17 protein-coding genes are annotated in these 13,757 nt (G+C 45.9%); 4 read left to right on the top strand and 13 right to left on the bottom strand.

The window, feature by feature from the left end; all coding sequences use genetic code 11:
- Positions 1 to 72: 72 nt before the first annotated feature.
- The 11 genes from rpoS to folB all read right to left on the bottom strand — a co-directional run bounded on the left by rpoS (position 73) and on the right by folB (position 7,862).
- Positions 73 to 1,056 carry an RNA polymerase sigma factor RpoS gene (gene rpoS, locus RH88_RS16535; RefSeq protein WP_005598104.1) on the bottom strand — a complete coding sequence of 328 codons (984 nt, stop codon included), beginning with the start codon at positions 1,054 to 1,056 and terminating at the stop codon, positions 73 to 75.
- Between the two features lie 77 nt (positions 1,057 to 1,133).
- On the bottom strand, positions 1,134 to 2,054 hold the full coding sequence (gene nlpD / locus RH88_RS16530) for a murein hydrolase activator NlpD (RefSeq protein ID WP_005598103.1): 921 nt from the start codon (positions 2,052 to 2,054) through the stop codon (positions 1,134 to 1,136).
- A 2-nt stretch (positions 2,055 to 2,056) separates the two neighbouring features.
- Positions 2,057 to 2,683, bottom strand: coding sequence for a protein-L-isoaspartate(D-aspartate) O-methyltransferase (locus RH88_RS16525; RefSeq protein ID WP_005598102.1), 627 nt, complete (start codon positions 2,681 to 2,683; stop codon positions 2,057 to 2,059).
- Positions 2,684 to 2,686: 3 nt separating this feature from the next.
- Positions 2,687 to 3,430: a 5'/3'-nucleotidase SurE gene (surE, locus tag RH88_RS16520; RefSeq protein WP_005598101.1), complete on the bottom strand. Its 744-nt coding sequence runs from the start codon at positions 3,428 to 3,430 to the stop codon at positions 2,687 to 2,689.
- A gap of 26 nt (positions 3,431 to 3,456) precedes the next feature.
- Complete coding sequence (gene truD / locus RH88_RS16515; RefSeq protein ID WP_005598100.1) at positions 3,457 to 4,539, bottom strand: tRNA pseudouridine(13) synthase TruD; 1,083 nt, start codon at positions 4,537 to 4,539, stop codon at positions 3,457 to 3,459.
- A gap of 71 nt (positions 4,540 to 4,610) precedes the next feature.
- Entirely contained in the window at positions 4,611 to 5,090 is a 480-nt protein-coding gene (ispF, locus tag RH88_RS16510) for a 2-C-methyl-D-erythritol 2,4-cyclodiphosphate synthase (RefSeq protein WP_040758003.1), read from the bottom strand.
- Positions 5,091 to 5,093: 3 nt separating this feature from the next.
- Positions 5,094 to 5,816, bottom strand: coding sequence for a 2-C-methyl-D-erythritol 4-phosphate cytidylyltransferase (gene ispD / locus RH88_RS16505; protein WP_005598098.1), 723 nt, complete (start codon positions 5,814 to 5,816; stop codon positions 5,094 to 5,096).
- Positions 5,816 to 6,097, bottom strand: coding sequence for a cell division protein FtsB (gene ftsB / locus RH88_RS16500; protein WP_005598097.1), 282 nt, complete (start codon positions 6,095 to 6,097; stop codon positions 5,816 to 5,818). Before ftsB ends, ispD begins: the two co-directional genes overlap by 1 nt.
- A gap of 104 nt (positions 6,098 to 6,201) precedes the next feature.
- Entirely contained in the window at positions 6,202 to 7,005 is an 804-nt protein-coding gene (locus RH88_RS16495; protein ID WP_005598096.1) for an undecaprenyl-diphosphate phosphatase, read from the bottom strand.
- Positions 7,006 to 7,026: 21 nt separating this feature from the next.
- Positions 7,027 to 7,512: a 2-amino-4-hydroxy-6-hydroxymethyldihydropteridine diphosphokinase gene (gene folK, locus RH88_RS16490; protein ID WP_005598095.1), complete on the bottom strand. Its 486-nt coding sequence runs from the start codon at positions 7,510 to 7,512 to the stop codon at positions 7,027 to 7,029.
- Positions 7,509 to 7,862, bottom strand: coding sequence for a dihydroneopterin aldolase (folB, locus tag RH88_RS16485; protein WP_005598094.1), 354 nt, complete (start codon positions 7,860 to 7,862; stop codon positions 7,509 to 7,511). Before folB ends, folK begins: the two co-directional genes overlap by 4 nt.
- A 148-nt stretch (positions 7,863 to 8,010) precedes the next feature.
- Here folB and plsY point away from each other — a divergent pair, with 148 nt between their 5' ends.
- Positions 8,011 to 8,607 (top strand): glycerol-3-phosphate 1-O-acyltransferase PlsY, encoded by a 597-nt coding sequence (gene plsY, locus RH88_RS16480; RefSeq protein ID WP_005598093.1) that lies wholly within the window; start codon positions 8,011 to 8,013, stop codon positions 8,605 to 8,607.
- An 89-nt stretch (positions 8,608 to 8,696) separates the two neighbouring features.
- On the opposite strand, the gene RH88_RS16475 is transcribed toward plsY, so the two are convergent.
- Together RH88_RS16475 and tsaD are read right to left on the bottom strand one after the other, a co-directional pair.
- Positions 8,697 to 9,512 carry an alpha/beta fold hydrolase gene (locus RH88_RS16475; protein ID WP_040758002.1) on the bottom strand — a complete coding sequence of 272 codons (816 nt, stop codon included), beginning with the start codon at positions 9,510 to 9,512 and terminating at the stop codon, positions 8,697 to 8,699.
- 149 nt (positions 9,513 to 9,661) lie between these two features.
- On the bottom strand, positions 9,662 to 10,678 hold the full coding sequence (gene tsaD / locus RH88_RS16470; RefSeq protein WP_005598091.1) for a tRNA (adenosine(37)-N6)-threonylcarbamoyltransferase complex transferase subunit TsaD: 1,017 nt from the start codon (positions 10,676 to 10,678) through the stop codon (positions 9,662 to 9,664).
- Between the two features lie 479 nt (positions 10,679 to 11,157).
- Here tsaD and rpsU point away from each other — a divergent pair, with 479 nt between their 5' ends.
- The 3 genes from rpsU to dnaG all read left to right on the top strand — a co-directional run bounded on the left by rpsU (position 11,158) and on the right by dnaG (position 13,752).
- On the top strand, positions 11,158 to 11,373 hold the full coding sequence (gene rpsU, locus RH88_RS16465) for a 30S ribosomal protein S21 (RefSeq protein ID WP_001145625.1): 216 nt from the start codon (positions 11,158 to 11,160) through the stop codon (positions 11,371 to 11,373).
- 25 nt (positions 11,374 to 11,398) lie between these two features.
- Positions 11,399 to 11,842: a GatB/YqeY domain-containing protein gene (locus RH88_RS16460; RefSeq protein ID WP_005598088.1), complete on the top strand. Its 444-nt coding sequence runs from the start codon at positions 11,399 to 11,401 to the stop codon at positions 11,840 to 11,842.
- 146 nt (positions 11,843 to 11,988) lie between these two features.
- On the top strand, positions 11,989 to 13,752 hold the full coding sequence (gene dnaG, locus RH88_RS16455) for a DNA primase (protein WP_005598086.1): 1,764 nt from the start codon (positions 11,989 to 11,991) through the stop codon (positions 13,750 to 13,752).
- The last annotated feature ends 5 nt before the right edge of the window (positions 13,753 to 13,757 follow it).

The raw sequence follows: 13,757 nt of genomic DNA, 5'->3' as shown, positions 1-13,757 counted from the left end.
AGCGTTTTTATTATCTATTTTTCAATTATCATGGCTGCAACGACTACTGCCACTATGCAGTAAAAATGAACGTTAGTCGTCTTCTACGCTGAACAGGTTTTCCATGCTCAAACCTTGTTTAATCAAGATTTCACGTAAACGACGTAGACCTTCTACTTGAATCTGACGCACACGCTCACGTGTTAGATTAATCTCGCGTCCCACTTCTTCAAGCGTTGATGGTTCATACCCAAGCAGACCAAAACGGCGCGCTAAAACTTCTTTTTGCTTAGGGTTTAACTCATCAAGCCAATTAATCAATGAATCCTTAATATCATCATCTTGTGTTGATACTTCAGGATCTGAATGCTTCACATCAGGAATAATGTCCAACAGTGCTTTTTCGCCATCACCACCAATTGGGGTATCAACCGAACTAATACGCTCATTCAGGCGTAGCATTTTACTCACATCATCAACTGGCTTATCTAATTGCATTGCAATCTCTTCTGCCGTTGGCTCATGGTCAAGCTTTTGTGAAAGCTCGCGAGCGGTACGCAGATAAATATTCAGCTCTTTAACGACGTGAATCGGTAGACGAATTGTGCGGGTTTGGTTCATCAACGCACGTTCAATGGTTTGACGAATCCACCAAGTAGCATACGTTGAAAAACGGAAGCCACGCTCTGGATCAAATTTTTCAACCGCTCGGATCAGACCTAAGTTACCTTCTTCAATCAAATCAAGCAGTGCAAGACCACGATTGCTGTAACGACGAGAAATCTTCACCACCAAACGCAGGTTACTTTCGATCATACGTTTACGCGCTGCTTCATCACCACGCAAGGCACGGCGAGCATAAAGCACTTCTTCTTCTGCGGTAAGTAGTGGTGAAAAGCCGATTTCGCCAAGGTAAAGCTGCGTCGCATCAAGGCTCTTATTCGAGACCTCATACTCTTCTTTCGCAGCTGCATTAGCTGATGCGGATTTTTTTGCGGTTTGTGCTTCAACCTCTAACGTTTCCATGTTATTGAGATCAAATTCTTCAACTTTTGTTGCTGTATTGCTCATACTCATAGCGCCTCCCCATGGCGAGTTAGCAAGACATTTTAAACATCCTATGCCGCTAATTTTTTACTATTTGCAAGTCAAGTTTATGGTAAGTAGCGTTTTGGATTCACCGACTTACCTTGGTAGCGTATTTCAAAGTGCAAGCGAACACTATTGGTACCCGAACTACCCATTGTTGCGATTTTTTGTCCTGCTTTTACACTTTGTCCTTCGTGTACTAGCAACTTATCGTTGTGCGCATATGCGCTTAAATATTTATCGTTATGTTTTATTATTACGAGATTGCCATAACCTCGTAGAGCATTACCTGAATAGACAACTGATCCCGCGGCGGTTGATGTGATGGCTTGGCCTCGCTGTCCTGCGATATCAATACCTTTATTTCCTTGGTCACCAGCTGAAAAATTCTTAATTACCCTCCCCTTGGTTGGCCATAACCACTTGGTAACTTTAACGTTAGCTGATGTCGTTGAATTGACATTTTTGTTAACACTTTGTTTACCTTTAGAGCCAACATACTCCTTTGGTTTAGATTGTTCAACCCCTTTAGAGGCCGTTTTTTGTGCTACCGGTTTCTTAGCGGGAGGCTTAGTTGACGCAACTTGTTGATTAGAGTTTTTACTCGCCACTGATGGCTTGGCCGCCGTTACTGCGGCAGCGCCCACAGCGACTGAGCTGGTAGCGACAACAGCACTGCTTTTACCATAAGAAGGGGGATTGTAAGCTGGCTGCCACAACTTGAGTTTTTGTCCGGGGTAAATTGTGTACGGCGCTTGCAAGTTATTGAAACGTACAATCTCGTTTACATCTTTATTAGTGACGTAGGCGATAAAATAGAGCGTATCTCCACGCTCCACTTCATAGTAGCTACCACGGTAACTTCCACGCGAAATTGCATCATAATCTTTATTCAAGCTTGATACTGGCGCAGGGGAATGAGCAGCACACCCAACTAGTGCGCTACCTAATGCAAACATCAATAATGAATTAGACTTAACAAACATGATTAAGCGAGATCACCTGCAATTAATGGAACAAAGCGTACCATTTCAATTACTTCAGACTGGAACTCGCCATCGCGACGAGTAATTTTTAATAGTTGCTGTTCATCAACACCAACCGGAATCACCATAATGCCTCCCTCATTAAGCTGCTCAAGTAATACCGGTGGAATCGAGTCAGCCGCAGCGGTAACAATAATGGCGTCAAAAGGCGCTTTCGCTGCCCATCCTTGCCAACCATCACCATGCTTGGTAGAGACATTGTAAAGATCAAGTTGCTTTAAACGTCGTTTCGCATCCCATTGTAGCGCCTTAATGCGCTCAATAGAGTAAACGTGATCGACCAGTTGAGCCAATACGGCGGTTTGATAACCAGAGCCGGTGCCTACCTCTAAGACCTTGCTGTCTCTTTTCAGTTCAATGGTCTCTGTCATCTTAGCCACGATGTATGGCTGAGAAATGGTCTGTCCATGACCGATTGGTAAAGCATTATTATCATAAGCCTGATGGATCATAGCCTGAGAGACAAAGCTCTCACGTGGCAGATGATAGATCGCATCCAATACAGCTTGATCGTGAATGCCACTAGCGACAAGAAACTGCTTTAATCTGTCGGCATGTGGGTTTGCCATAGCCTAATTACCTTTTAACCAATGATTCATCGCGGAGATAGATTCATGCGCCGTTAAATCCACCTGTAACGGTGTGATCGACACATAGCCGTGTTCCACGGCATAGAAATCCGTACCTTCTCCTGCATCTTGCTCTTTACCGGGAGGACCGAGCCAATAAATATCATGACCACGCGGATCTTTCTGCTTGATCATATCCTCGGCGTGATGACGCGCACCTAATCGAGTCACTAATGTGCCCGATAACTGCTCTAGCGAACGATCGGGAATATTGACGTTAAGCAGACGATTGGTCGGAATTGGACGCTCTAAGTGCTGCTGAACCAGTTCGATGGCAATGTGCGCGGCGGTTGCAAAATGTTGCTTACCCACCAGCGACAACGCAATCGACTGAACACCAAGAAAATGTCCTTCCATCGCCGCAGCCACGGTACCTGAATAAAGCACATCGTCACCAAGGTTCGCACCATGGTTAATACCAGATAGCACCAGATCAGGCAGATTGTCTTTCATCAACTCGTTCAAAGCAAAATGGACACAATCGGTTGGCGTACCTTGCACTGAATAGGTGTTATCCGCAATTTTATTAACGCGCAGTGGTTGCTCTAACGTCAGTGAGTTTGAAGCCCCCGACCGATTGCGGTCAGGGGCGACAATAACGATATCGGCAAAAGGTTTTAACGCGTCAGCCATGGCGTGAATACCTTCAGCATGCACACCATCATCATTGCTCAACAGAATCTTCAATCGAGGTTCAGTGTTGCAAGCAGAACTCATGAATAAACACGCTCCACTTCAATCTCTTCAATCAGTTCACGCACAATAGATGTAGCAAAACAGCCACAATCAAGACTAAAGCTTAAGGTAATATTGTCACCTTCCACCGACCATGTCAGATCTTGCGCTTTAAGTGCAATACTACGGCGATCATGGCGCATACGGTTACCACGAATCAATGCCATCAAATCAGGCTCTGAATCTAGGCAAGGTTGCTCTAATAGCAATGCATCGTCATGGGTTGGCAATGCATTGTCACCAGCCATCGCCGCACTGATCTGCATATCGTTATTGGCAACGGCTTCACCGATGCTGGCAAAATTATCAGCCGTGACAAGGATCGGCTTAGCATTAGTTACGCCCGTCTCTTCATCACTCATCTTCACGTCACTCAGCGCGATATCGCCCAAGATAACTTGTGTAAAGATGTTTTGCTCAATACGCGCAGACACGATTTTATTAAAAATCCATGAACGAGCACTGGAAAGAAACAGGCTGCGCTTGTTTTGGTCTTTGGTACGAACGTTATTACGCCCCCAACGACGAGCTTCACTGAGGTTATTACCTTTGTGACCAAAGCGCTGACTGCCAAAGTAGTTCGGCACGCCCGTTTCCATAATCGTTTCCAAGCGGCGTACGACATCAGCAACATCCGTCACTTCAGACATCGTCACAACAAAGCTGTTGCTGATATGATCACCAGGACGTAGTTTTTTATTATGACGACCGGTCTTAATAATTTCGATCTGTGGGTACTGCGCTAAGAAAGCAGAAAAATCCGGAGTTTCACCTTTTGGCAGATGCACACTCAACCATTGCTCCGTCACCGCGTGGCGATCTTTCAAGCCAGACCAGCTGACATCTTTTGACTTCACGCCGCATGCTTTGGCAAGTTCATTGGCCACAAATGCAGTGTTTTCACCAGTTTTACGAATACGTACCATCAGGTGTTCACCTTGACCGGCAAACTCAAAACCGAGGTTTTCGAAAACTTGGAAGTGCTCAGGTTGTACTTTTAGCTTGCCTTGAGCGGTTGGTTTACCCGTTAGGTAAGCCAATGGAGATAGAATATCTGACATGATGAGTTCCATCGCAGCTCTTCGTCGCTGGCAACAACAATGGCGCCAACAGCGAAAACCAACGATTAAAATTAATTTTGTTTAACCAGTAACACCACCGCTTCACAAGCGATGCCTTCTTTACGGCCTGTAAAACCTAAGCGCTCTGTTGTTGTCGCTTTTACATTGACGTTGCCAAGATCCGTTTCTAAATCTTGGGCAATCGCCGCACACATGGCTTCAATATGCGGGGCCATTTTAGGGGCTTGCGCCATAATCGTAACGTCGGCATTACCCAAGGTATAACCTTGCTCTTTAACGCGGCGGTAGACATCACGCAATAACATACGGCTATCAGCCCCTTTCCACTCATCATCCGTATCAGGGAAATGGCGACCAATATCACCGGCAGCAATCGCACCAAGCAGTGCATCGCACAATGCATGCAGCGCAACATCACCATCAGAATGGGCAATCAATCCTTGCTCATAAGGAACGGCAACACCGCCAATAATAACTGGGCCTTCGCCACCAAATTTATGTACATCGAAGCCGTGACCAATTCGCATCATGTTTTATCCTTTTTCTCGCTCAAGATAGAACTCGGCTAACGCTAAATCTTCAGGCTGAGTGATTTTGATGTTGTCCGCATAACCTTGCACTAACGCAGGTTGTAAGCCGGCCCATTCAAAGGCAGAGGCCTCATCGGTAATCATAGCACCCGCAGCCAGAGCGTCGCTCAAAATGCGCGTTAGCGGTTCTGTTTTAAACATTTGTGGGGTTAATGCATGCCACAACGCTTCGCGATCTACCGTATGGTCTATAGCGCCATTCTGATTAGACCGCTTCATCGTATCACGCACTGGAGAAGCTAAAATGGCTCCCACATTATGTGATTGTGATACCGAAATCAGTGTATTTAAATCTTCTACTCGCACGCACGGACGCGCAGCATCATGCACCATCGCCCATTCGCCAAGCTGGTGAGCTTGCACATATTGTAAGGCAGACAAAACCGAATCGGCTCGCTCTTTACCGCCCGAAACCCGCATAACGCGTGGATGCGTAGCGATGCTTAATTCTGGAAAATAAGGGTCGCCATCGGTAATCGCGACCACCACAATCCCGACCGCAGGATGCGCTAACAGTTTTTCAACCGTATGCTCAAGGACCGTTTGTTGGCCAATAGTGAGGTATTGCTTAGGTTTGCCCGCTTTCATGCGACTGCCAACACCAGCAGCTGGCACAATCGCAACAATAGATCGCAACAACGTAGAATGAGAGGATTGAGTCACCATTATTTGTGATCATCTCCAATAATGCGGTAGAAGGTTTCACCTTCTTTAACCATGCCAAGCTCATGACGAGCACGCTCTTCAATAGCATCAAGGCCTTGGCGCAGATCGTCAATCTCAGCAAACATTTCATTGTTGCGCACCGCTAGATTGGTATTTACCTGATTTTGCACCTCAATATCCGCACTGACGGCTTGAAAGTCAGTGATACCATTTTTGCCCAGCCACAAGGTGTACTGAAGCCAGCCAAATAGTAATATTAAGATCAGAGCAAAAGCGCGCATAAATTTTTGTTAAAGAAAAGAAATAGAAAGACCACATATATACCACAATGTCGCGGATGGCGCGAGATTGGGTTATGTGGTCTTCGAGGTAAAAGTAGGCTGGATTAGTTAAGCGCTAAAAAGGCCAACAAGCCGAAACCTAAAATAAGACGGTAGATAACGAAAGGCATCATGCCCATTCGAGAGATCAATTTCAGGAAGAAGTGGATACAAATGTAGGCACTAATAAATGAAGTCACGATCCCCGTTGCCAATACTGCAAAATCAATCGGCGCACCACTTTCCACGAGCTTGAGGCTTAAATAACCACCCGCTAAAAGAATGATAGGAATCGACATTAAGAATGAAAAACGTGCTGCCGCTTCACGGGTAAAACCCAAATAGAGTGCCGCGGTAATCGTTGCGCCAGAACGCGAGGTGCCGGGAATCATCGCCAGTGCTTGAGCAACACCAATAAATAGGGCTTTCTTCCACGTGGTTTGGTATTCATCTTTGACCAAACTGGCATTCTTATCGACGTACCAAAGCAGTAAACCAAACACGATGGTAGTGATGGCAATAATCCATGCGCTGCGCAGATAAATTTCGATGATGTCTTTCATCAATAAACCGAAGATACACGCTGGGATCGTTGCGAGTACGATCATCCACGCCAATTTCGATTCTTTACTGCGTTCGCCTTTAAAGATCGAACCGAAAAATGCCGATAGCAAACTTACGACTTCAGCGCGGAAATAGATCATCACCGCTGCTAGAGTGCCAACATGTACCGCGACATCGAACGCCAAACCTTGATCGGCCCAGCCGAACACAGCCGAGGGTAGAATCAGGTGAGCAGAGCTCGAAATAGGTAAAAATTCAGTTAAGCCTTGGATCAATGCCAAGATAAACGCTTCAAAAGTACTCATTGTAATCTCATTAACGACCAATCAAAAAAACCATGGCTTAACCACAGTTAACACTTCTGGGTATTTGGTAGCAGTATAAATTTGCTGAATGGTTCTACCATCCCCAGGTACAACTAATTGCGGGCATAATTCATTAAGCGGCTGAATCACAAATGCAAATTTGTAGATATCATCACGCGGTATTTTCGGCTGGTGTTCATTCACCAACTCACCAAACAAAATAATATCCAAATCTAAAGTGCGAGGCTCAAGCTTAGCGGCGTCTTCCCTGCGTCCCCATTTAAGCTCTATCTTACGAAGGGCATGTGACAACTCCGTTAATCCCATAACGGTTTTCATTTCCACTACGAGATTGTAAAAAGGCTCACTTTTGAAACCAACCGCTTCACACTCATAAATTGTAGAGATTTGTAAATCCTCTCCAATTCGAGACAATTCGACAAGGGCGATCTCAACGTGCTTTTGTCGATCAATATTGGAGCCAATCCCAATATAAGTGGTAATCATAGCTGTCCGCGTTCGATCACTACACCGACGCCTTTGGCTTGAGGTACCGCGCCAGGCTTGGTCAAACGGATCTTGATCCAAGGCACGCTAAATTGCGACATGATCAACTGCGCAACTTCTTCCGCTACACGTTCAACCAATAAAAAGCGACCATTGCCGATATGGTTCAGTACAGCAGCGCTCACTTGGGCATAGTCCAAAGCATCGGCAACATCATCACTCTTACCAGCAACACGATTGTCATGCGCCATTTCAATATCTAGCACAAGCTTTTGCTTAATCTCTTGTTCCCAATCGTAAGCACCAATAGTAGTGATCACTTCAAGTTGTTCGATAAATACTTTGTCCATTCTTCGTCACTTCCTATACAGGTCGGATACCCAATAAAGAGAAAAAATCGTACTATTTAACTCTCAACTACTTACAGTAAGTAGTGAGAGCGCGATATGATATCAATTACTTGCACCATAGACACTTTTTTCATCGAGTTGACTCTTTATGACGCCATTAGCACTAGCCATGATCATTTTTGCCTATTTACTAGGTTCGATCTCTAGTGCCGTTTTGATCTGCCGGATCTTGCGCCTGCCTGATCCTCGCAAAGTCGGATCCAACAATCCTGGAGCGACCAATGTGCTGCGCATTGGTGGCCGTAAAGCAGCGCTGTCAGTCTTGCTGTGTGACATGCTCAAAGGCACCATTCCGGTCTGGGGCGGCTATTTACTAGAAATTGATCCCATCATGCTCGGTATTGTCGCCATTGCAGCCTGTCTTGGTCACATGTACCCACTGTTTTTCCATTTCTCTGGCGGAAAAGGAGTCGCGACAGCATTAGGCGCCATTGCACCGATCGGCTTGGATCTTACTGGAATGGTGATCGCCACCTGGATCATTACTGCTTTTATCTTCCGTATTTCATCACTGGCTGCGCTGGTGACGGTGTTACTGGCCCCCATGTACACTTGGATGATCAAGCCACAATATACTCTGCCTGTGGCCATGCTCTGTTGTTTGATCGTCTTCCGTCACCATCAAAACATTCGCCGACTGTTTGATGGCACTGAGCCAAAATTAGGCAGCAAGAAATTTAAATAAGCGTAAACTTGCATCGCTGTCGTGAATATCAAGCAAATCAAAAAAGGCCTCATTCGAGGCCTTTTTATTTAAAAGATTTAGCGTTAGCACTAACGCAGCGCTTTGGTTAGAAAATCGTTGAGCAACGATGTGACAAATTGCGGCTGCTCTAAATTAGAGATATGACCGGCATTGGGAATTTGCACCAACTCCGCGCCATCAATACAATCTTGCATTAAGTACGACTCCAAGTAAGGGCGAGGAATATCTTCTGCGCCTACGGCAATCAGGGTCGGTAGTGTAAAATGCTCTAAAGCGTCAATCAGATCGCGACGACCAAAAACCATCCGACCAACCTTTGCAATCGCCTCAGCTTGTTCACCTTTTATTTGAGCGAGGTGCTGCTGAAATTTCGCCACCAATTCAGGGTTATCTTGCTCAGCATTACGGGCAAAAAACAGCGGTGTTACCGCAGCAATGATCGCTTCAGGAACATGTTTAACTGTGTTGATCGTCTCTAACATGGCAAAGTACTTTTTGTGTGCCACTTCAGGCTCTAAACCGACAAAAGTATCCATCAACGCAATGGCATTCACTCGTCGTGGCGCCATCGCCACCACTTCTGCCCCCCACATGCCACCAACAGATAGGCCAACGATCGCAAATTGATCAATCTCTAAGTGATCCATCAATGCGAGGATCTGCTGGGCGTAATCTTGCAATGATCGGGTTGAAAGCGGTGCGCTGTCAGACTCTCCATGAGCCCACAGATCTGGCACAATACAACGAAATGACTGACTTAACTGCGCTATTTGTGGCGCCCACATCTCACTATCCCACAAGTAGCTATGACCAAATAGCACCACAGGGCCTTGTCCTACATCCTGATAGGCCATTTCACAGCCATCGATTGCAAATTTTTTCATGCTTCTATCCATTGTGTCGCTTTCCTATCACTGCTTGCTATTGCTGCTCTACATTTATCCATTGTTTCAAAGCGATGGCAATAAGCAATTGTTCTGCTGAAGGCAAAAAAAAGGCCGCTATAACAGCGGCCTTGATTTGAATTGATCAATTAAGCGATCGGTTCAAGTTGATCGATCGGCCAACGCGGCTTCGCTTCTACCGCCAGATCCGTTGCTTCGCTGTTTTTCAAACGCTGCATACCGGCATACGCGATCATTGCGCCGTTATCGGTACAAAACTCAGTACGAGGGTAATAAACTTCACCACCGATCTTTTGTGCTAACTTGCCAAGTTCAACTCGTAAACGCTTGTTGGCACTCACACCACCAGCAATCACAATGCGTTTAAACCCAGTTTGATCCAATGCGCGTTTGCATTTGATCACCAAGGTTGCACACACCGCTTCTTCAAACGCTAACGCGATATCCGCACGAGTTTGATCGTCATCGCCATTAGCGGCAATGGTATTGGCTGTAAAGGTTTTCAGACCAGAGAAGCTCATATCGAGTCCCGGTACGTTGGTCATCGGGCGTGGAAACTTAAAACGACCCGGAGTGCCTTTCTCTGCCAGTTTAGACAGCAGTGGACCACCTGGGTAATCCAGTCCCATCAATTTTGCCGTTTTATCGAATGCTTCACCTGCCGCATCATCCACCGACTCGCCAAGGATCTTATACTCACCGATCCCTTTCACTTCCACCATCATTGAGTGACCGCCTGAAACCAGCACAGCAACAAATGGGAACGGTGGTGGGTTATCTTCCAACATTGGCGCCAGCAAGTGGCCTTCCATGTGGTGAACCGCAACGGCAGGGATGTTCCATGCATAAGCAAGGCTGCGGCCAATCGTCGCGCCAACTAAAAGTGCACCGGCAAGACCAGGGCCTGCGGTATACGCGATGCCATCGATATCTTTTGGAGTAAGGTTCACTTCAGCCATCGCAGCTTTGATAAGCGGAATGGTTTTTTTAACGTGATCGCGAGAGGCCAATTCAGGGACTACACCGCCGTAATCGGCATGCAATTTTACCTGACTGTAAAGCTGGTGAGAAAGCAGGCCTTTCTCATCATCATAAATGGCAATTCCCGTCTCATCACAAGAGGTTTCGATACCGATAATACGCATGGTTAACTCAGAAGGCTTCTGTCGACTGTTTCAAATTGGCGGCAATCTTACCTCGCCTTGACGTTGCAAACAAATTTTGTCCCTGCAGATAGCACTAACCACACTCGCTATAAATGGCCATATCAGCCATGAATAATGGGGTTAAACGATTACAACATCCAACAAGTAAGTTCATTTTTATCAATAATGACAATAGATTAGACCACTCTATCGCGAAGCCATTAAAATTTGATTTAGGTTAATTTTTTGATTTCGAGATGTTAAGCAACTAAATTAGAGCCCTGAGCTTAATCCATGGGGCGACCAATCAAACTATACCTTGGCGCTGCATGGATATATACTCGACAAAATGCTTTACAAAGCTATTGTGATCGGATTAAAATTCCGCACCATTTTTGATCAAGCTGGTTATAGACCGAACAGCATTGTTTGGACTACCGATGCCAGCGTTAACGAATAACCCCTGAGGTGAAAGGCATATGCCAGTAGTTAAAGTACGTGAAAACGAACCGTTCGACGTTGCACTACGTCGTTTCAAGCGCTCTTGCGAAAAAGCAGGTATCCTTTCTGAAGTGCGTCGTCGTGAGCACTACGAAAAACCAACTACAGTTCGCAAACGCGCTAAAGCAGCAGCTCAAAAGCGTCACGCTAAGAAGCTAGCTCGCGAAAACGCTCGTCGCGTTCGCCTGTACTAATAACTAAGTCCATTAGGAAATAGTTATGGCTCTCATTGATACTCTCAAAGACGAGCAAAAATTAGCGATGAAAGCCAAGGATAAGTTACGCCTTGGCACTATTCGTTTAGCCTTAGCAGCCGTTAAGCAACGTGAAGTTGACGAACAGATCACTCTGAACGATGACGACATTCTTGCTGTGCTGACTAAAATGGTTAAACAACGTCGCGACTCTGTCGCTCAATACGAATCAGCGGGTCGTCAAGACTTAGCAGACGTGGAAAGCGCCGAAATTACAGTGCTTGAGGATTTCATGCCTCAACCGCTCACCGATGAAGAAGTTGCGCAGCTTATTGAAGCGGCAATTGCTGAATCTGGTGCTGCGGGCATGCAAGACATGGGTAATGTAATGGGCGTTCTTAAACCACAGATTCAAGGGCGTGCAGATATGGGTAAAGTAAGTGGTTTAGTTCGCGCTAAGCTGGCTTAATTACCCAACCCTATTGCAACAAGCCGTGCATTCCATTGGATAGCGCGGCTTGTTTGTATCTGAATGCATGAAATAATCAACCGCTTCTGCGATACTAGATTGCATAACTCATCCATTCTGTTCTCTTTTCTTTTTTGTTAGGTTTTATGGCTGGACACATCCCTCGTAGTTTTATTGATGACCTCCTAGCTCGACTTGATATCGTCGATATCATTGACGCACGCGTGAAACTTAAGAAAAAAGGCAAGAACTACGGTGCTTGCTGCCCTTTCCATAACGAAAAAACCCCCTCATTTAGCGTCAGCCAAGAGAAGCAGTTTTACCACTGTTTTGGCTGTGGTGCGCATGGTAATGCCATCGACTTCATGATGGAGTATGAACGTTTAGAATTCGTTGAAGCGATAGAAGAGCTCGCCTCTTTTATGGGCCTAGATGTGCCACGCGAGCAGCGCCAAGGCGGTGGATTCCGCAACGATCAACCTCAGGCAAGTAGCGATCAAAAACGATCGCTTTACGATCTCTTGGGCAGCATTGGTCAGTTTTATCGTGATCAACTCAAGCAACCGAAGAGTAAGATCGCCATTGATTATCTGAAAGATCGTGGCCTCTCTGGCGAGATCGTACAGAAATTTGGCATCGGCTATATTCCCGATGAATGGGATCTCGTCAGAAAGAACTTTGGTCAACAGAAAAACAGCCAAGATATGCTGGTTTCTGGTGGCATGCTAATCGAAAACGATAAAGGCAATCGTTATGACCGTTTCCGCGGTCGTGTGATGTTCCCGATCCGTGATCGTCGTGGTCGTGTGATTGGTTTTGGTGGCCGCGTGATTGGCGAAGGGACACCAAAATACCTCAACTCTCCTGAGACGCCAGTGTTCCATAAAGGCAAAGAACTGTATGGTCTTTATGAAGTTTTACAGGCGTATCGTGAACCACCTCGTATCCTTGTCGTAGAAGGCTATATGGATGTGGTGGCTTTAGCGCAATATGGCGTCGACTATTCGGTCGCCTCGCTTGGCACCTCAACCACAGGCGATCACCTACAAGTCTTATTTCGACAAACAAGCTTGGTGGTCTGCTGTTACGATGGTGACAGAGCTGGACGTGAAGCGGCATGGCGCGCAATGGAAAATGCATTGCCTTATTTGACCGATGGTCGACAATTGAAGTTTATGTTTCTCCCAGATGGTGAAGATCCAGATTCTTATATCCGTCAACACGGCAAACAAGCGTTTGAGCAACAACTCGATTCTGCCACATCATTATCTGAATTTATGTTCAGTTCATTGATGCAGCAAGTGGATACATCCACACGAGAAGGCATGGCAAAACTCACCAGTCTCGCCATTCCACTGATTGACAAAGTACCTGGTGGCACACTGCGACTTTACCTAAGAGATTTACTCGGTAAACGCCTTGGCTTAATGGATGAACGACAACTTCAGCAATTGATCAGTAAAGAAGGGCAAAAAGAGGAGCGACCTCAGCCTCACAAAGAGATCAAGCGCACACCAATGCGTGAAGTGATCGCTTTGCTAATTCAAAATCCGAGCTATGCTGAAATGGTACCGGATCTAAGTAGCGTGAAGCACTTGACGGTTCCAGGATTAAGTTTATTCATTGAGGTGCTTGAATATTGTCAATCGCACCCCCATATCAACACAGGCCAATTGCTTGAGCATTGGCGAAATAGTCGCCATGAGGCCCTATTGTCACGTCTCGCGGGATGGCTAATCCCCCTCGTAGACGACAATGAAAAAGATATATTTTTAGATTCATTGGATAAGATCCTTTCCCAGTGCGTCGAAAAGCAAATTGAAAATCTGCAAGCCAAAGAAAGAAGCATCGGTTTATCAGCCGAAGAGAAAAGGGAGCTACTAGCGTTAATGCTAGATTTAAAAGCGTAACCCTG

Origin of the sequence: Vibrio scophthalmi LMG 19158, assembly GCF_000222585.1 — a bacterium.
GTDB classification, from domain to species: domain Bacteria; phylum Pseudomonadota; class Gammaproteobacteria; order Enterobacterales; family Vibrionaceae; genus Vibrio; species Vibrio scophthalmi.
Note: the sequence above shows the minus strand (reverse complement) of the source record. Positions and strands in the feature narration are given on the sequence as shown.